Annotated in this window: 14 protein-coding genes; 5 read left to right on the forward strand and 9 right to left on the reverse strand. The window is 61.5% G+C overall.

Annotation, left to right across the window (positions count from 1 at the left end; translation table 11 throughout):
* Positions 1-49: 49 nt before the first annotated feature.
* From S101446_RS02620 to S101446_RS02630, 3 genes are all read left to right on the forward strand, one after another.
* Positions 50-1,432 (forward strand): MFS transporter, encoded by a 1,383-nt coding sequence (locus S101446_RS02620; protein ID WP_087607516.1) that lies wholly within the window; start codon positions 50-52, stop codon positions 1,430-1,432.
* Positions 1,429-2,400, forward strand: a complete 972-nt coding sequence (locus S101446_RS02625; RefSeq protein ID WP_087607517.1) for an AraC family transcriptional regulator — start codon at positions 1,429-1,431, stop codon at positions 2,398-2,400. The genes S101446_RS02620 and S101446_RS02625 overlap by 4 nt, the downstream gene beginning before the upstream one ends.
* Positions 2,401-2,598: 198 nt before the next feature.
* Positions 2,599-3,552 (forward strand): DMT family transporter, encoded by a 954-nt coding sequence (locus S101446_RS02630; protein ID WP_048849899.1) that lies wholly within the window; start codon positions 2,599-2,601, stop codon positions 3,550-3,552.
* Between the two features lie 28 nt (positions 3,553-3,580).
* Here S101446_RS02630 and S101446_RS02635 read toward each other — a convergent pair whose 3' ends face one another.
* The 3 genes from S101446_RS02635 to S101446_RS02645 form a co-directional block, all read right to left on the reverse strand.
* Positions 3,581-4,171 (reverse strand): cupin, encoded by a 591-nt coding sequence (locus tag S101446_RS02635; RefSeq protein ID WP_167376453.1) that lies wholly within the window; start codon positions 4,169-4,171, stop codon positions 3,581-3,583.
* Positions 4,172-4,262: 91 nt separating this feature from the next.
* Positions 4,263-4,904, reverse strand: a complete 642-nt coding sequence (locus S101446_RS02640) for a Crp/Fnr family transcriptional regulator (protein WP_087607519.1) — start codon at positions 4,902-4,904, stop codon at positions 4,263-4,265.
* Between the two features lie 264 nt (positions 4,905-5,168).
* Positions 5,169-5,822, reverse strand: a complete 654-nt coding sequence (locus S101446_RS02645) for a TetR/AcrR family transcriptional regulator (protein ID WP_220464760.1) — start codon at positions 5,820-5,822, stop codon at positions 5,169-5,171.
* An 892-nt stretch (positions 5,823-6,714) separates the two neighbouring features.
* Between S101446_RS02645 and S101446_RS02650 the strand changes: the two genes are divergently transcribed.
* Entirely contained in the window at positions 6,715-7,527 is an 813-nt protein-coding gene (locus tag S101446_RS02650) for an HpcH/HpaI aldolase family protein (protein WP_087607520.1), read from the forward strand.
* A 408-nt stretch (positions 7,528-7,935) separates the two neighbouring features.
* Here S101446_RS02650 and S101446_RS02655 read toward each other — a convergent pair whose 3' ends face one another.
* The 6 genes from S101446_RS02655 to S101446_RS02680 form a co-directional block, all read right to left on the reverse strand.
* Positions 7,936-9,204, reverse strand: a complete 1,269-nt coding sequence (locus S101446_RS02655; protein WP_244184410.1) for a c-type cytochrome — start codon at positions 9,202-9,204, stop codon at positions 7,936-7,938.
* A gap of 2 nt (positions 9,205-9,206) precedes the next feature.
* Positions 9,207-10,982, reverse strand: coding sequence for a GMC family oxidoreductase (locus S101446_RS02660; RefSeq protein WP_019085439.1), 1,776 nt, complete (start codon positions 10,980-10,982; stop codon positions 9,207-9,209).
* A gap of 62 nt (positions 10,983-11,044) precedes the next feature.
* Positions 11,045-11,770: a gluconate 2-dehydrogenase subunit 3 family protein gene (locus S101446_RS02665; RefSeq protein ID WP_087607522.1), complete on the reverse strand. Its 726-nt coding sequence runs from the start codon at positions 11,768-11,770 to the stop codon at positions 11,045-11,047.
* 207 nt (positions 11,771-11,977) lie between these two features.
* Complete coding sequence (locus S101446_RS02670) at positions 11,978-13,165, reverse strand: SMP-30/gluconolactonase/LRE family protein (protein ID WP_244184413.1); 1,188 nt, start codon at positions 13,163-13,165, stop codon at positions 11,978-11,980.
* Between the two features lie 96 nt (positions 13,166-13,261).
* Positions 13,262-14,632, reverse strand: a complete 1,371-nt coding sequence (locus S101446_RS02675; protein WP_019085436.1) for an MFS transporter — start codon at positions 14,630-14,632, stop codon at positions 13,262-13,264.
* A gap of 165 nt (positions 14,633-14,797) precedes the next feature.
* Complete coding sequence (locus S101446_RS02680; RefSeq protein ID WP_087607524.1) at positions 14,798-15,706, reverse strand: LysR family transcriptional regulator; 909 nt, start codon at positions 15,704-15,706, stop codon at positions 14,798-14,800.
* Between the two features lie 150 nt (positions 15,707-15,856).
* Here S101446_RS02680 and araD point away from each other — a divergent pair, with 150 nt between their 5' ends.
* On the forward strand, positions 15,857-17,620 hold the full coding sequence (gene araD, locus S101446_RS02685) for an L-arabinonate dehydratase (protein ID WP_167376454.1): 1,764 nt from the start codon (positions 15,857-15,859) through the stop codon (positions 17,618-17,620).
* Positions 17,621-17,649 lie beyond the last annotated feature (29 nt).

A 17,649-nucleotide genomic window follows, 5' to 3' on the forward strand; every position in this document is an offset into this window, starting at 1 on the left:
CAGGCAGCCTTCGGGTTGCCTGCCCAATAAAAACAAAAGGCATGAAAAAATGAATGCCACGAACAATGCCGCCAGTCATGGCGGCGCATCCATTCCCCCCGCATCCCCGATCATATGGGGCATGCCGGTGGTGCTGTTCTGGGGTTATATCGCGGTCGCGCTGTATATGACCGGCGACGGGATCGAGGTCGCGTTCCTGTCCAAATACGTGACGGGCATAGGATTTTCCGCCCGGCAGGCGGGCCTGCTGTTTACCGTGTACGGGGCGACGGCGGCAGTGGCAAGCTGGCTGTCCGGCGTGCTGGCGGAGGTATATGGCCCCCGGCGGATCATGGCCATCGGGACGCTGTGGTGGATCGCGTGCCATGTCGCGTTTCTGTCCGGTGGGGTCATGCGTCATGACTTTGTGCTCATGCTGGTGTTCTACGGGCTGCGCGGGTTTGCCTATCCACTGTTTTTCTACGCTTTTTTCTTCTGGATCGTGCAGCGTACGCCTGACCACCGGCTGGCGTCCGCCATTGGCTGGGTGTGGTCCATGTTCACGATCGGCTATGGCATTATCGCATCCTTCCTGCCCAGCTTCACCATTCCCGCCATTGGTTTCCTGCCAACGTTGTGGATGTCGCTGGCATGGGTTGCGTGTGGTGGCCTGCTGGCGTTTTTCGCCATACGCGATGACGCGCCCGCCGCGATCGACAGTGACGCAGGGCGCAGCCTGCGCCACCAGATGACCGAAATCAGCCGGGGCCTGACACTGATCGTCCATAACCGCGATATCGCGCTGGCACTGGTCACGCGGATCATATGCAACCTGTCGCTGTTCGGTTTCCCGGTGGTGATGCCACTGTTCTATACTTCGGCCGAAGGCGGGTTCACCATGCCGCAATGGCTGCGCATATACGGCATATTCTTTGTGGTGCAGCCCTTTACCAATGTCATGTGGGGTATCGTCGGGGACCGGATCGGCTGGCTGCGGCAGATGCGCTGGGCCGGTTTCGTGGGCTGCGGCATTGCCACGCTGGCGTTCTACTACCTGCCGCACGCGGTCCCGGGCAACATGGTGGTGGCCATCTTCGCGGCCCTGCTGTTTGCGCTGACGATCACGTCCTTCGTGCCCATGGGGGCGATCTTTCCCATGCTGGCGCCCGACCACAAGGGGGCGGCGGTATCGGTACAGAACCTTGGCGGCGGCCTGGCCAATTTTGCGGGGCCGGCACTGGCGACGGTGCTGGTGTCGGGATATGGCACGCAGGGCGTGGTGGTGGCGTTTGCGGCGCTGTATTTCCTTGGCGCGGTGCTGACGGGATTCATCCGGCTGGTGCAGCCCCGTGGCGTCCATGCCATGGATGTCGCCTCCAGCGCCAAGGCGCAGGCGGTGCGTGACGGGCTGGATGCCAACCATGTGGCTCCGTCTCCTACGCTGGCGGAATGATGCCGGCCCGTGTGGGGGAAGGCCGCGCGGTACACCCCCCGGTATTCGAGGTCATACAGCCCGGCCCCCGGCAGAGCTTTGTCTGGCACCGCCATGACTACCCTGCGGCCTGCGCGCGATGGAACTATCACCCTGAATATGAACTGCACCTGATCACGACCGGGACGGGCCATTTCATGGTGGGGGATTTTCTGGGCACGTTCGCCCCCGGCCATCTGGTGCTGGTGGGACCGGATCTGCCGCATGGATGGTTCAGTGACCTGCCGGCGGGCGGGCGGATCGAAGGGCGTGATATCGTATTGCAGGCCCATGATGACTGGCTGCGACAGCTGGTTGCATTGTGCCCGGAACTGGAAACAGTGTCCGCCCTGCTGGCGGATGCGCGGTATGGGGTCGTGTTTACCGGGCCGGAGGTGCCTGTGCTGGGCGCCCGGCTGGCGGCGATGGGCGGCATGAGCGACGCCGCGCGCCTTGCGGCCCTGATCGGGCTGCTGGCGGGGCTTGCGGCCTGCCCGCGCCAGCTTCTGACGGGCATCACCCCGTTTGGCGGGGAAGGGCAGGCAAGGGTCGCGGACCGGGATCTTGAACGCATGGACCGGGTGATCCGGCACCTGCTGTCAGTCGGCCCGCATGATATCCGACAGGCAGACATGGCCCGTCAGGCCGGGTTGAGCGGACCTGCGTTTTCACGCCTGTTCCGTCGGGCGACGGGTACGACCTTTGTGTCCTTCATGCGCAGGCTACGGGTCAGCCGCGCCCGCCGCATGCTGGCGGAAACCGATGCGTCGATTGCCGAAATCAGCAGTGCCGCGGGCTTTGCCAACCTGTCCAATTTCAACCGGCAGTTTCTGGAGATATGCCATACCACGCCACGGCGCTACCGTCAGGATGTCCGCAGCCTGAGCCGCGTGGACGACCCGGTGGCCCGCGCCGCTACAGGGGCGGCCCATCCCGGATTGACCGGTTGATGAATTGCAGGCATTGGCTGGCCGGGGGCTTTCCCGTGGAACACGGTATGTGTCCGCTGTTCTGAAAAAGGGCATGATATTGCATCATGATTTCTGACACAGGTGGCGCGCGGGCATATCAGGTCGTCTCAATCCAATGTTGGCCCTGGCCTTCTTTTGCATCCATAGTGCAGGCTCCTTCGGCTACGGGCAACGCAGATGAACATGTCTTTCTTTACTTCGGGGATGATGCTGGCCTTTGCGGCATATTCCTCCTTTTCGGTCAGTGACGCGTATTCGAAACTGCTGGCCGGTCAGCTTGATCCGTTCGAGGTCGCATTTTCGGGCGGCGTGTTCGGTTTCCTGATCATCCCGTTCATCCGCAGGCCCAATGAATCCCTGCGCGATATCTTTTCCCCCCAGCGTCCGGGCATGTGGGTGGTGCGGGCGATCGCCATCTTTGCCTCCACCGCTGCCAGCGTCGAAGCCTTCATGCTGCTGCCCATGCCCGAGGCGCTTTCGCTCATGTTCCTCATGCCGTTTTTCGTGACGGTCCTGTCGGTCACGCTGCTGCGTGAAAAAGTCTCGGGCTGGGCATGGCTGTCGGTTATCCTGGGGTTCGTGGGGGTGCTGATCGTGCTGCGGCCCGGCGTGCGGGCGCTGCACCTGGGGCATCTGTGCGCGGTGATCGCGGCGGTGGCCAATGCCGTCGGCGTCATTGCCTATCGGCTGGCGGGCAATAATACGCCACGGCTATCACTGTTCGGTTCCAGCCTGTTTGGCCCGCTGGTGGGTGATGGGCTGCTCATGCTGGGGCACGCGCACTGGCCGCATGGGCTGAAGACGTGGATGTTCCTGTTCGGTTACGGGTTTCTGGCAGCACTGGGCCAGTTGTTGATGATGATGGCGACAGCCCGCGCACCCGCCAACCGGGTGGCCCTGCCGCAGTACAGCCAGATGCTGTGGGCGGTGGCGTTCAGCTACTTCCTGTTTCACCAGCCGCTGGATAACTGGACGATTGTCGGCATTATCGTCGTGACCCTGTCGGGCATGCTGAACTGGATCCGCCAGCGTATCCATTTCGAGCATCTCGCCATGGAAGAGTGGCGGGAGCGGCGTCGGCACATGCACGATCCCGCCGGGGCCACGACCGTTCAGGTGCCCATGAAATAACCTGATCCATCCGGGGCAGGCTGCCCCGTCAGTAACGCCATTCCCGCGTCGTGGGGCCACGTGTCCCCATGACCGGGTCGGACGCGGGAAAGGGCAGGGACGCCAGCCGGGCACGCTGTGGCCCGTTGGGAGCCTGGCGCACGATGTCGAAATCCTGCCCCGGCGGATATGCCCCCACCACCGCGAAATCAGGGCTGGAGTCCATATTCATATGACCCGTGCCCGCGGGTAGCAGGGCGATGTCGCCTGCCCGGACTTCCACGTCCCGTGCCCCCGCGCCACCCAGCATCAGCCGTGCATGCCCGCCATAAAAGCCCAGGACCTCATGCCCCATGGTATGATAATGATGAAAGGGATAGACCCCGTTGCGCCATTGCGGCGGCCAGCCGTTGCGCTGGAACAGGCTTTCGAAAATCGCCGCCGGGTCGTCCCCGCTTATGGGCAGGGCATTGCGGTACACGATGACCGGCAGCTTCGGGTTATTGGGCACCCAGTCATTGGCGCGCAGGATGAAACTTTCGATCCGGACCGGTGTCGCGGCAGCGGCGGCCCGGATACGCCCGCCGCCCAGTGAAAGCCCCAGTCCCGTCAGTATGGAATTGAAGGAACGCCGTTCCATCATGTTGCCTCCATCTGCCACCATTGCGCCAGTAACCCGACAGTATGCACATGACCGCTGCCAGACAAGGGAAGCCTGCGCGGCCTGCTGGTCAGATGATCGCCCCGATCCGGTCGCGGTCTATCTTTATACGCTGGGCGGACAGGCGCTGTATCAGGCCCATATCCTCAAGTTCCTTGAGTGTCCGGCTGGTGGTCTCGATGGCGAAACCCAGGTAGTCGGCGATATCCTTGCGGTCCATGGCCAGTGTCAGGATATTTGACCCACGGTCGAAAAAATCCGCCTGCCTGCTGCATTCCAGCAGGAAACCGGCCAGCCTCTTGACCACAAGGGGATAGGTCGCCAGCAGCAGGTGACGCTCCGCCATTTTCGCATAATCCAGCGCCTGTCGTAAAAACAGTGTCTGGATGCGGGGATGGATCTGCACCAGATCCTTCAGCGCGGAATAGGAAATCTGGAACAGGTATGTATCCACAAGGGTAATCGCGGATGTGTGGTACGCCCCGCCTTCCAGGTTGCCAAACATGTCATCGGGCCATAGGAAGGCGAAAATCTGGTTGCGCCCGTCCTTCAGGTGGTGTTCCAGGCGTACGGCGCCCGAACGGATGCGATAGATGTAATTTCCCGCATCCCCCTGTGCATAGATGCGGCGCTTGGCGGGCCGGTGTATTCTGGTCGAGATCGCATTCAGCGCCTCCCGCTCCGCACTGGTCAGTTTAAAGCTACTGAACATTATGATTATCTGTTTCTCTATCGTAATAATTCATGATGTATCCATCATGAATCGCCGTATCGACCGAAATCCGGAACCGGCCCATTTCCCGACCATGCGAAGGGTAAAGAGGGACCGGCTATTCTGAATTATATATACGATACCGTTCCGTATCGCAATATCACATGGCAACGCCCCATAAAAAACGGCCGGCGTGACCGGGGCTCAATCAGGGAAAAACAGCCGGGGCCGGGCGGTCTTTCATGATCCGTGGCAGGGGCGGTATCAGGGGGCGGCGCGCCTGATGCCTGATAGGAAGATCTGCCATGCCCGTTCGAAAAAGCGGTGGCGCGCCTGCGGGTCAAGCAGCTTGTTCTGGCCCAGCAGGGTATTTTGCAAGGGCCAGCCAAGGACAAGGCCCATCAGGACGCGCGTGGTTTCTTCATGGTCGGTGGATTCAATGTGTCCCGCATCGGCGGCGGCCTTCAGCAGACGGCCGATTGTTGCGACAAAGGGTTCCACGCTTGTCGCCATCATGTCGTCAACCACGGAAGGGATGCGGTGCCCGTCCGCAATGACGATCCGGTAGGCTTCCACCGTTTCGGGACGAAGCATGAAGTCCAGGAAGAACTGGGCGATTTCCTTCGTCGCCAGCAACGGATTCCTTGAAGAAGCCTCGACCGCGCGGGCTTCCTCCAGCAGATGCCTGCCACGTGCGGCCACCACCGCCTTGAACAGGGCCGCCTTGGAGGAATAGCGCCGGTACAGGCTGGCCTTGCTGCATTCCGCGACACGGGCAATCTGTTCAAGGGATGTCGCGGCATAGCCCTGTTTTACAAACAGCGTGGTTGCGACTTCAAGCACATGCCGGTCAAGCTGCGCCGATCCTTCTGGTGTCGGGCGTCCCCCTGTATGGGGCGGTCTTGGTGGTACAGGCATGCTTCCGTCCTCAACTACGGTCGATCAGTCAGGATATGTCCGCGCCCTACGTCGTTTACAGGCCGGCGCACAGCATATCCGCATCGGGATGCCAGAACTGGCGTTTTCGTTCAAACGGTCATTGCGAATGGGTGGTCTCCGGCAGATGGAAGGAAAGGCGGCCAGTCTGGCCTGACACCCGCGCGCCACGGGCATTTTCCATGACAATGCCTGCCGTGCCGTGATGTATTCATTTCGCCCACGGTCCCACGAAAAGAACCGCGTCAGCGCTGAAAGACGTCCCCGGCTGGACAATGGCGACCTGCGGTTTCCGGGAATGGCGGGACCAGCGATTCCATACGCAACATAAGTTGATAATATAATAAATGCACAACATTACCTGCAGATATAAAAAGGATTTCGTGGCCCGGACTGGTGTTTACATGGACATTGCACAGGTCTGGATGAACTGATGGCGCGCGGGTCGCGAACGTCGCAACGCATGCCCGGTCCGCTGCGCTACCGGGTCATGATCTTTCCAGCCAGGAGAACGACAGGACGGCACAGGGCCATCCTGACCGGTTCAGGGAAATATGCCTGTCGTAGCAATGGACGGATCCATGTCCGGGGCAGGGCAGGCAGGAAACCGTACGGTTTTACTGTAATGGGGAACGCGAAACGCCTGTCCGCCTTTACTGTAATGGCGATCAGGTCAATCGCCACGCATCGTGTCAAAAACAATAACAGGGACCGAATATGTACACGAATTTCGGATTGTCCATTGATGGTGAATGGTATCATGGCAGTGGGCGCGCGTGTCGGCGACGCCTGCTTTCCCGGCACGGGCCGGAAGGGGGAAGCGGGGGCATCGCGGGTTATCTGGATGTAAAACTGGCACGGATGGTGTTCTGACATGATCCCCAATCGACTCAAGCAGCTCTGGGCCGAGGGGAAACCCACGCTCAATGGCTGGTGTTCCATCGGTAATCCCTTCACGGCCGAAATCATGGCTGCACAGGGTTATGATTCCGTCACCATCGATGCGCAGCATGGGGCGCTGGATTATTCCAGCGCGCTGCCCATGATGCAGGCCATGCGTGCATCCGGCGTCGTGCCCATGGTCCGCGTGCCATGGATGGAACCGGGTGTCATCATGAAAATGCTCGACGCCGGGGCCTATGGCGTGATCTGCCCCATGGTGAATACGGCGGCACAGGCGGCCGAATTCGTAAGCTATATGCGCTATCCCCCGCATGGGCAGCGCAGCTTTGGCCCCACACGGGTTTCGTTTGCTGCGGGCAGCAATTATGCCGGGGCGGCGAATGACGAAATCCTGGCCTTCGCCATGATCGAGACACGACAGGGACTGGACAACCTTGCGGAAATTGCCGCGACCCCGGGCCTTGACGGCATTTATATCGGTCCTGCGGACCTTACGCTCAGCCTGGCGGGCGGGCGCCTGCCCCCGGGGTTTGACCGCGAGGAGCCGGAAATGATCGAAAACCTGCATAAAATCCTGACCGCCTGCCAGGACAGCGGCATTCGCGCCGCCCTGCATTGCGGTACGCCGGAATATGCCGCCCGCGCCATAGGCTGGGGGTTCAACATGACCACCGTATCGGGCGATTCCCGGCTGCTGGCCGCCGCCGCCGGGGCCAGTGTCGCGCAGTTTCGCAGGCTGGTCAGTCGTGACAGCGTGATGGTGGCGCAGGGCGGGGCATACTGATCGCCCGTATTCCCTGCCGCGGGGTGCGCATATCCGGTGGGCGTGAGCCAACCTGATCGCACCCCGCACTGACTACATGATGATAACGGGTATCTGTGCATTGATCGTATGCCTCCGGTCCCGTGATTTCAGGCTGCCGGAAGGCGGGTCATGGCGAATGAAAAACCTGTTCCGGCATTGTGAATAGGGAACAGGGAAACACTTCATGAAAGCCCGCCTGAAAGGTCAGGAAATATCCATGGATCATAAAGAAGTTTTTGGTAAAGATTTCTTCAAAAATCTTTGAAAAATCATGCTTTTTCTAAAAAATGCAGCGTCCGGAACTTTTATGAACGCGTTATTTTCAAACAGTGTCCAAGTATAAAATGCATCCACCCTTTCAGGCAACTGAAAGGGTGGAAACGGTGGTCAATGCCAGACCACCTGCTGGGCATCGATGGCCTTGCGCGCCCGTCCGACATCGCTGGCCAGAACCGCGGGGGCCGCGTTGCCCATGCTGTTGCGGATATAGGTCAGGATGTTGGCAATCTGGTCATCATGCAGTTTCCAGCCAAAGGACGGCATGGCGGCCCCGGTCGGGTTCGCGGTCGTGACAGGGCCATCGGTACCCCGCAGCACGATGTTGATCAGGCTGTCCGGGTTGGGCGCGTTGACTGCAGGATTGTGCTGCAGCGTGGGGATCATGTTCGCAATGCCCGCGCCGTTACTGACATGGCAGGCGCTGCACTGCACGGTGAATTCCCGTGCCCCCGCCATCATCTGCCGGTTGCTGGCGGGCAGGGGGGCGGGCACGGTCACCGTGCGCTGCGGCAGGGACTTGAAATAGGCGGCAATGGCCTGCAGGTCCGCTTCCGTCAGGTGCTGGGTGGAATTTTCGATCGTTTCCGTCATCGGTCCGGACGACGCCGTATGGCGGTTGGTGCCAGCGCGCAGGTAGGTCACGATATCATCAGCACTCCATCCCCCCAGCCCCGTATGGGTATTGTTGCTCAGGTCCGGGGCATACCATCCCTGCAGCGACGTACCCTGATAGGTGGCGCGTGTATCGCCGCCAAAGGCGTTCTTGGTGGTATGGCAGGTGCCGCAATGCTCCAGCCCCTCGACCAGATAGGCCCCACGATTGACCTGCGCGCTGCGGGACGGATCGGGGGCAAAGGCGGACCGGTCGAAAAACAGCATGTTCCACCCGATCATGAGTGTGCGGATATTGTATGGAAACGGCAGCTTGTTCGTGACAACCCGGTTATTGACCGCCGGGATCGTACGGATATAGGCCCACAGATCCGCAATGTCCGTATCCGTGATCTTGACGTATGCGGTATAGGGCATGGCGGGATAGAGGTACCGGTCCGGGCTTTTGCCATGCCGCACCGCTCGTTCGAACTGTGGCTGCGTCCATGACCCGATCCCTGTGTCCCGGTCCGATGTAATGTTGCTGGAGGTGATGATGCCAAAGGGGGTTTTCAGGTCCAGCCCCCCCGCGAATGGCCTGCCGCCGGGTGCGGTGTGGCAGGCCAGGCAGTCGCCCGCGATCGCCAGATAGCGGCCGCGTTCGACCTGTGCGTCCGTGCCCCCGTCCTGTGCCTGCGCGCCGTGGGCCAGGAAGGTGACAGCAGACAGGAGCAGTCCACCACGCATGCAGGTGCGCAGTGCGGTGCGAAGCAGGTTTCTTGCCATGATCATAGCCTTACCAGCGGGCCGGGGTTCTTGAGGTACAGGTCCCTGATCGCTTTCGCGGTCCACAGGGTCGTGGCCCCCACGGCGACGGTCGGGTTGTAGCCGGCATTATTGGGGAAGGAGGACGCACCGATCACGAACAGGTTGGGGATATCCCAGTTCTGCTGGAAGCGGTTCTGCACGCTGGTGCGCGGATCCTCGCCCATGACGACACCGCCCTGCACATGCGATGAATCCCACGGCGTATAACCGGAATAGGGACGGTCGGCGAAGGAATCCCCCCCGACCTGCGTTGCCCCCATCTCACGCGCGATTTCAACGCATTTGTCGCGGATGAACCGGCCCGAACGCCGGTCATTCTCGTTATAGTCAAACGTAATGCGCAGCAGCGGCTGGCCAAAACGGTCCTTGTAGGTCGGGTCAAGGTCAAGGAACTGCTCGCGATGGGCGAAGCTGGTGCCCTGTCCCTGGATCTGCGCGTAATTCTGGTAACCCTTCCGGAAGGCCTGTTTCCAGCCCTTGCCCCATTGCGGGCTGCCCTGCGGCAGCAGCCCCGCCATGCCGATTGGCAGCCCCTGATTGCTGAGCGACTGGATACCCGCCCCCCCGATAAAGCCCAGACCCGTATGGTCGAAATTGTCACCGTTGAAATCGTCGATCTGGGTCGCAAGGGCGCCGGTGTTCATGAACGGGTTGAGGTACTCGTTTTCAAAGAACATGAAGCCCCAGGACAGGGTCTGGAACGTAAATGCCCGCCCGACAACACCCTGTCCCGATGCGACATCATACGGCGTGCTGATGCCTGAAAGCAGCAGCAGGCGTGTATTGTCCAGCGTAAAGGTCGCGGTAATGACAATATCGGCGGGCTGTTCGCCAGTATTGCCGTCGGAATCCACAAATGTCACGCCCGTCGCCATCTTCCTGTCCGGCGTGGTGTTGATGCGTATGACCTCGCATTCCGTGACAACCGTGAAGTTCGGGCGCTGCATCAGTACCGGCAGGATGCAGATGTTTGGGCTGGACTTGGACCAGTTGCCGCATCCGTACAGCTGGCAGTACCCGCAATAGGTGCATGGCGCCAGGTTCAGACCCAGCGCATTCTTGTAGGGCGCGCCAATCATGGCCGATGGCACGGGAAAGGGATGATACCCCAGCCGCGTCGCCGCTTCCGCAAACAGGACGTTGGCGCGCGAACGTTCCAGCGCGGGGGTGGGGTAGGGGCTGGTGCGCGACCCCTCAAACGGGTTGCCGCCGGGCTGGCGTTGCCCGTTGATGACGCCCGCGGTCCCCGACGTGCCCGCGATCTTCTCGAACCGGTCATAGAAGGGTTCAAGGTCGTCATAGGTCACGCCCCAGTCCTGCAGGATCAGGCCATCCACCAGTTGTCCCGCGCCATAGCGCTGCATGACATGGCTGTAGGGCTGGTGATCAAACGGCAGCCACCGCCAGCTTGCGCCCGCCCAGTGCGTGCCAGCCCCCCCTACGTTATTGCCCAGCGTCAGATTGTGGTATTTGCGCATGGGCAGCGCGGTCTGGCCCACCTTGTTGCGCACGGTATAGGTCTCGGTTACCGGGGCCTGCAGGATGTCCTTGCGCACGGACCCGCTGAGTTCATCGGGATCGCGTGTGGTTGGAAAGCTGGTTGAGGTATCGCGCCATGCCCCGCGTTCGATCGCGACCACCTTCAGCCCCGCGCGGGTCAGTTCTTCCGCCATTGTGGAACCGGACCAACCCAGCCCGACAATGACCACATCGGCCTTTGGCCTTTTGTAATTCATTCAGGTGCACCTTGGTTTTTATTATAATTGTGCTGCGCATTGCCATGCCGGACAGGGCGCGGTCAGGCGCGACCCAGCAGGCTTACGGGGTGGACATCAATCTTCTTGCCCCGTTTTGATACGATCCAGTCGCGGTAGTCATAAATCGCGCCGGGAAACCCGACCAGCTTCCAGCCCACCATGTCGCGGTTGCCGCCGTACATGGGATCGGCCAGGTAGCCTTCACGCACGTTCTGCAACAGCAGCACGAAGAACTGGTCTGATTTCAGGGTCTCGAATGCGATCGCGCCACTTTCGACACTATGAAGAAACGTTATTTTCTGTTCTTCGGACAGTTCAGTAAATGATCTGTCGAATTTCGCATGCACGGCATGTTCAAATTCAACCAGTCCCTTGCGGTAGATTTCCGCAGGCGTCATGATGCCTTGCGGTCCCTGCTGGGGCAGTCCCTCGACAACGGGGCCAAGTTTGTAATCCTTCGCCGCCGTGCCGTAGGGACCGGCCAGCTGGTGGTCAAGGAAGGTCACGCAGCCTGCTTCGGTCGCACCCATCCCCAGTTCATCAGCGGGGATCAGGACATCGAATATGGCGCCCACCAGTTTTGCCTCATCCGGTGTCAGGTACACCAGCCGGCTGCCATCAACCACCGACAGCGGCGGGGGCGGCGTGGCCCGCCAGGCACCCGTGCCGCCAACATAGGTTTTGGAATAGGCCGGTTTGTAAATGGAGGCCAGCGTGGAGGTCGCCATCAGTACCAGCCCCCCCTTTATTACGTCACGCCGCTTCATTGTTTTCTCCTGACAGGCATTGCCGCCATGGGCATGGGACGCGCGTGCAACGGGCCATTTTTCCGCGGGACCGTGTTTCAGGTGCGCAGGCTAAGGCACACCAGAAAAAGCCCGTCCGTGCGGAACCTGTTCACTGGCGTTACTTTTTCCCGGTGGCGCTGTCCTGTATAAACGTATCGGGTGTGTAGTAATTACATGGAAACCAGATCACAAACTGCTCACCACGCCACCCAGCCTGTGCCCGTCCAGCGTGTCGGGCAGCGCGAAGCCAAGGCTGATGAAGGGCAGTTTCAGGGCATTGACGCCTGCATTGTTCGAAGGCAGCCGTTCCGTCTGGGCAACAGGCACCAGCATGTGCCGGTCGGCCGTGATGAACAGGGCGTCACCGTCAACCAGGCGTGGATCTTCAAATAACGTAAGCTGTTTCTTTTCCGGTGTCAGGACGACAATCCGTCCATGTTCGGCATCGGCATAGTAAAGGTTGCCCAGCGTGTCGATTGCCGTGCCCATGATCGTCGGCAGGTCGATGACCTTCTCGATCCGTCCCGCCCGCTGGTCATCGGTCAGGCTGGCATCAAGCAGGATATCGGTCGGGATCCGGCGCAGCGGGCCGGACGGGGTGGAAAAATAGAACCATTTCCGGTCCGCCGTGATTTCCAGCATGTCCGAATGGACCAGCGGGCGCTTGCCTGTACTGTCGCGCAGAATATGTCCGTCGCGTCCACGCAGCGGCTTGTCCGGCGTTGCGCGCAGCAGCTTGTATTCCGACAGCCTGCGCACGGTTTCCCCGCTGCGCATGTTATGGATGATGATGCCGCCCAGACCTGAATCGGTCACGAACATGAGGTCGCCCGCAATGCGCAGGTCATTCATGGCCGAACCCGGCGGCAGGATGTCGTCACCCCAGCGCAGGACCTGCAGCACCCTGCCGTCACGGGGATCAAGCTGCACCAGCTTCTGCCCGCCCGGCACGGATGCGCCCCTGGTCGGGTCGATGCCCTGATCGACAACCCACAGCGTGTCGTCGCTGAAGATATGCAGGCCGTTGACCATGACGAAGGCACTGGCCGCATCGGCGCCCGGTTTCCACGTATTCCAGCTTCCACCCGGAAACGGCTGGAGCGCGCCGTCGGACGCCACGCGGAACACGCTGGGCGTATCCGCCATGAGATCCCACCGTGGCGCGCCAAGGAACAGTGTCCCGTCACGTGTCGCGGCCACCGCATTGCACAGATAGCGCGGGGAGGAGGCGATAACGGTCGCATGAATGGACGCCGCCACGGCCTGTGGCATGCGGGCGGCTTCAAATCCCGCCAGCGCCAGCCCACCGGCCAGGCCACACAGGGCGGCACGCCGGGACAGGCCGTGGCCCATGGCATCGGTAACGTGTGTCATGAAGATTTTCTCTTGCTTATTGTTTGTTATTACTTGTGTCTTTATTTGTATAATTTGTCTCTACACAATAAAGTGCAGGGATGCGATGCAACCGGTTCACACCGGCAGGGAAAGACGCCTGATCTTCCCGACCACGAACAGGTACAGCAGGATCGCCACGACGCAGTGGCCCGCCACAAACAGCAGCGCACCGTTATAGGATTTTGTTATTGCAACGATATAGCCGATCACGATGGGGGTCACGATACCGGCGATATTGCCGATCCCGTTGAAAATGCCCGCCGCCAAGCCCGGCGTTTCCTTCGGTGCTATGTCGGAAATCACCGCCCAGCCAATGGCGGCGACCCCCTTGCCAAAGAACGCAAAGGACATGATGAGGACAATCACCCACGCGGACTGGACAAAATTGCACAGGCAGATGGTGGACGCGATCGCCATGCCCACGACATAGGGCGTCTTGCGCGCGACGTTTTCCGATTGTCCCCGGCGCAGCAGCATGTCGGACAGCGCGCCCCCCGAAATTGCACCGGCCAGCCCGCACAGCGCGGGCACGCTGGCCGCCAGCCCGGTCTGCGTCATGGACAGCCCGCGTGACTGATGCAGGTAAAGCGGGAACCACGTCAGGAAGAAATACAGGATGGCGGTAATGCAGTACTGCCCCCCGTACACGCCCACCAGCGTCCGGTCCGTCAGCATGAAGCGCACCTGCCGCCATGTCAGCGGCCTGCGCACCCGCATGGCGCGGTCATCAATGTCAACCAGCGCGCCCCCGGCGCGGATGAATGCCAGTTCAGCGGCATTGACGCCGGGATGGCTGGCGGGCGGCCGCATGCGCATGAGCCATGCGGCCGCCAGTACCACGCCCGCGACACCCATGACGGCAAAGATGTATTCCCAGCCGAACTGCTGGGTAATCCACCCCATGAGCGGCGCAAAGAACGCGACGGCGACATACTGCGCCGAATTGAAAATGGAGGTGGCAAGCCCACGCTCCGCCGTCGGGAACCAGCTGGACACGATACGGCTGTTGGCGGGAAAAGTCGGTGCTTCCACCAGTCCCAGCCCGGCCCACAGCACGAACAGCACGGGAAACGCGATGGCGTGCGGGACATGGCCCACGCCTGCAATCAGCAGCGTACACACCGACCACGCCAGCAGGCTTGCACCATAGACGCGGATGGAACCAAAGCGGTCCAGCAGCCACCCGCCGGGCACCTGGTTCATGACATAGGCCCAGCCGAAGGCGGAAAATATGTAGCCCATGGCCACTGGTGTCAGCCCGAGGTCATGCGATATCGATGACCCCGCGATGCCAAGTGTCGCGCGATCGCCATAGTTGATTGCCGTGATGATGAACAGGAACGCAAGGACACTGTAACGGATGGCGGTGCGTGGGGCTGCACGGGACGCGCCTGCGGCGATCGGTGCATGTGTGGCGGTGGGGCCTGTGGTTGGCCCTCTTGTCATGGTCACCCTGTTTTCTCCCTCGATACGCGGACCGGTGCGGTGGGCCGGGGTCGTGCCCGTCTGCCTTGCGACCGCATCGGGTCCAGTGCGCAAGGGAACGCGTGAAGAAGGCGGGAAGTCCAAAACAAACTGCGCATGGATTGATGCGCCGGCGGCATCACCCCGTCAGGGCAGGGGCGGCGTCCGCGCTTCGCTGATCCGCGATACGGTATCCATGACATTGCCCAGCACCGGGCTGACATCCTGCGCGCGGTGGACCATGAACAGTTCGGCGCTGATGTTTTCGCCAAACCCCAGCGGGCGGTAGATGACATTGTCGATACCAAGCCGCGACGCCGATTCCGGGATCAGGGCGATGCCCACCCCGGTCCTGACCATGGACAGCAGGGCATGGATCTGGGTCAGGTGATGGATCAGGCGGGGCCGGATATGCGCGCTGACCAGCAGGCGCTGCACCAGGTCGTGGAAATAACCGCTGCCCAGGATCGAATACATGATCAGGTCCTGCCCCTCCATGTCCGCCGGTGTCAGCGCGGCCCGCGTGGCCAGCGGGTGATCGTGGGGCAGGGCGGCGACCATGGGTTCGGCCCGGACCCTGCAGGCGCGGGTTTCCTTTGCTTCGAATGGCGGGCGGACGAAGGCAAGGTCGATCCGGTGGGAGGCAAGGGCCGCGATCTGGTCGCGCGTGACCATTTCCTCCAGCGTCAGTTCGATATCGGGATAGGTCGCCCGCAATCCCTGGATCAGCCGGGGCAGGAAGTCATAGCTGCTGGAGGGCGTGAACCCGATCGCAACCTGTCCCAGCGCGCCGCGCCGGGCGCGGCGGGCCAGCAGGACCGCATCCTGTGCACTGCGCAGCAGGCGGCGCGCTTCGGGCAGGAAGATCGCGCCCGCAGGCGTCAGCCGGACGCTGCGGCTGTTGCGTTCCAGCAATTCAACGCCAAGTGCGTGTTCCAGCAACTGGACCTGCCGGCTCAGCGGTGGCTGGGTCATGTTCAGCCGTACGGCCGCACGCCCGAAATGCAGTTCCTCCGCCACCGTGACAAAACACCGGACCTGCGTGAGCTGAAGCATTGATATCAATCCTGTCTCAATCCATGCCGTATCTAATCTGGACACGCCTGACCTGTCTTGCCCTAACTGCAGCAGCAAACACCCTTGTTATCAGGCCATTGTGACCGAACGGGGCGCAGGGAGAACAAAAGCATGACGGAAGACGCCGGGATGCAGCCAGACGGCGGGAACGCGGCGGGACAGGGCAGGCGCAGGCTGCGCAGCGAGCGGTGGTTTGGCCCGGCCGACCTGCGCAGCTTCGGCCATCGTTCCCGTGCGATGCAGATGGGCTATGACCCGCAGGACTGGGAGGGAAAGCCCGTCATCGCCATCCTGAACACCTGGTCCGACATCAATCCATGCCACATGCATTTCCGCCAGCGCGTGGAGGATGTGAAGTGGGGCGTGCTGGAAGCGGGCGGATTTCCCATGGAGCTTCCCGCAATCTCGCTGTCCGAGAATTTCATGAAGCCCACCACCATGCTGTACCGCAACATGCTGGCGATGGAGGCGGAAGAACTGCTGCGCGCCTACCCCGCTGATGGCGCGGTGCTGATGGGCGGGTGCGACAAGACCACGCCCGGCCTGCTGCTTGGGGCGACCAGCATGGACATTCCCGCGATCTATGTGCCCGCAGGCCCCATGCTACGCGGTAACTGGCAGGGCAGGACGCTGGGCTCGGGTTCGGATTCATGGAAATACTGGGATGAACTGCGCGCGGGCAAGATTACGCCCGCGGACTGGCAGGGGGTCGAGGCCGGTATTGCCCGCAGTGCTGGCACCTGCATGACCATGGGCACGGCCAGCACCATGACCGCCATTGCCGAGGCGATCGGCCTGTCCCTGCCCGGGGCAAGTTCCATCCCGGCAGTCGATTCCAACCATATCCGCATGGCCAAGAGTTCGGGCCGGCGCATTGTCGATATGGTGTGGGAAGACCTGAAGCCGTCGAAAATTCAGACCCGCGCCGCCTTTCGCAACGCCATTGCGGTGGCCATGGCCATGGGGTGTTCGACCAATGCCATCATACACGTGATCGCCATGGCGCGGCGCGCGGGCGTTGACATCGGGCTGGACGATTTCGACCGCGCCAGCCGCGAGGTCCCGGTGATCGCCAATGTGCGGCCAACGGGCACGACCTACCTTATGGAGGATTTCTACTATGCCGGTGGCATCGCCGCGCTGATGAACCGGATTTCCAGCTTCCTTGACCTGGACTGCCTGACGGTGACCGGCCGCAGCGTAGGCGAGAACATCCGCGATGCAAGGGTCTGGAATGATGATGTCATAAGGCCGCTGGACAGGCCGATGTTCACGGGGGAGGCGGGTGGCGCGCTGACGGTCCTGCGTGGCAATCTTGCCCCCGATGGCTGCGTAATGAAACCGGCCTGCTGTGATCCGAAATTCCATAAGCACCGGGGACCGGCGCTGGTGTTTGACGATTATCCCACCATGAAGAAAGCGCTGGATGACGAAACGCTGGACGTAACCCCCGATCATGTCGTTGTGCTGCGCAATGCAGGCCCGCTGGGTGGCCCGGGCATGCCGGAATGGGGCATGCTGCCCATGCCCAAGCGCCTGGTCAAGGAAGGCTACCGCGACATGCTGCGTCTGTCCGATGCCCGGATGAGTGGCACCAGCTATGGCGCATGCATCCTGCATGTTGCGCCCGAAAGCTATGTCGGTGGCCCGCTGGCGCTGCTGGAAACGGGGGATATCATCGCGGTGGACGTGGCGGCGCGTTCAGTCAACATGGAGGTATCCGACGCGGAACTGGCCCGCCGCCGCGCGGCGTGGAAGCCGCCCGCGCCGCGTTACGGACGTGGATATGGCTGGATGGCCGCGCACCACATGCGGCAGGCGAATGAAGGATGTGATTTCGACTTCCTCCAGACCGATTTCGGCCCCCCCGTGCCCGAGCCGGTCATTTATTGACCGTCCCTGCGAACCCGGTCCGCCGTTTC

Source organism: Komagataeibacter europaeus (assembly GCF_002173515.1).
GTDB classification, from domain to species: domain Bacteria; phylum Pseudomonadota; class Alphaproteobacteria; order Acetobacterales; family Acetobacteraceae; genus Komagataeibacter; species Komagataeibacter europaeus.

Coding starts and splice junctions, on each gene's coding strand:
- S101446_RS02620 (WP_087607516.1), top strand. CDS start 50: ATGAATGCCACGAACAATGCCGCCAGTCATGGCGGCGCATCCATTCCC.
- S101446_RS02625 (WP_087607517.1), top strand. CDS start 1,429: ATGATGCCGGCCCGTGTGGGGGAAGGCCGCGCGGTACACCCCCCGGTA.
- S101446_RS02630 (WP_048849899.1), top strand. CDS start 2,599: ATGAACATGTCTTTCTTTACTTCGGGGATGATGCTGGCCTTTGCGGCA.
- S101446_RS02635 (WP_167376453.1), bottom strand. CDS start 4,171: ATGGAACGGCGTTCCTTCAATTCCATACTGACGGGACTGGGGCTTTCA.
- S101446_RS02640 (WP_087607519.1), bottom strand. CDS start 4,904: ATGTTCAGTAGCTTTAAACTGACCAGTGCGGAGCGGGAGGCGCTGAAT.
- S101446_RS02645 (WP_220464760.1), bottom strand. CDS start 5,822: ATGCCTGTACCACCAAGACCGCCCCATACAGGGGGACGCCCGACACCA.
- S101446_RS02650 (WP_087607520.1), top strand. CDS start 6,715: ATGATCCCCAATCGACTCAAGCAGCTCTGGGCCGAGGGGAAACCCACG.
- S101446_RS02655 (WP_244184410.1), bottom strand. CDS start 9,204: ATGGCAAGAAACCTGCTTCGCACCGCACTGCGCACCTGCATGCGTGGT.
- S101446_RS02660 (WP_019085439.1), bottom strand. CDS start 10,982: ATGAATTACAAAAGGCCAAAGGCCGATGTGGTCATTGTCGGGCTGGGT.
- S101446_RS02665 (WP_087607522.1), bottom strand. CDS start 11,770: ATGAAGCGGCGTGACGTAATAAAGGGGGGGCTGGTACTGATGGCGACC.
- S101446_RS02670 (WP_244184413.1), bottom strand. CDS start 13,165: ATGACACACGTTACCGATGCCATGGGCCACGGCCTGTCCCGGCGTGCC.
- S101446_RS02675 (WP_019085436.1), bottom strand. CDS start 14,632: ATGACAAGAGGGCCAACCACAGGCCCCACCGCCACACATGCACCGATC.
- S101446_RS02680 (WP_087607524.1), bottom strand. CDS start 15,706: ATGCTTCAGCTCACGCAGGTCCGGTGTTTTGTCACGGTGGCGGAGGAA.
- araD (WP_167376454.1), top strand. CDS start 15,857: ATGCAGCCAGACGGCGGGAACGCGGCGGGACAGGGCAGGCGCAGGCTG.